Genomic DNA, 444 nt, shown 5'->3' on the forward strand with positions numbered 1-444 from the left:
GGAGCGAGCCGGTGGTAAGGTCACCGGCGATCACACTCAGCATCCGCTGGTCGTCGTTGAAACGCCAGTAGCTGTCGTATCGAATATAGCGCCCGCCATCGTCGTTCGGCCCGCCGTTAAACCCGCTGCGGTAGATGCCGGTGTTGGCGATGACGCCGAACCCGTCGAACAGCCGCTGTTCGCTCCACGCCGACAGGTAGCCCGGCCGGCCATTGCCGTTGCTTTGGCTGGCATAGATGTCGTAGTTGAACAGCAAACCCAGGCTGCTTTGCGCCGGCAAGCGCTGCAACGGTGAATGGGCGCCGATGGTTTGCTGCGGCAACCAGTCGTTGGGCACGTTGATCAGCAACTGCTGGCTCTCGCCGCTGTAGCTGACATCCACCTTCTCCAGCCGATCGACGGCGATCTCTTTCGCCTGCTTATCCGCTACCGGCAGCCCGGCGT

At 62.4% G+C, this 444-nt stretch carries 1 pseudogene; it reads right to left on the bottom strand.

Going from position 1 to position 444, the window contains the following annotated elements:
* Window positions 1–444 (bottom strand): annotated as a pseudogene (locus KHA85_RS20265) (hypothetical protein); the annotation flags it as partial.

The sequence above is a fragment of the Dietzia massiliensis genome, from assembly GCF_018390595.1.
Taxonomy (GTDB): domain Bacteria; phylum Actinomycetota; class Actinomycetes; order Mycobacteriales; family Mycobacteriaceae; genus Dietzia; species Dietzia massiliensis.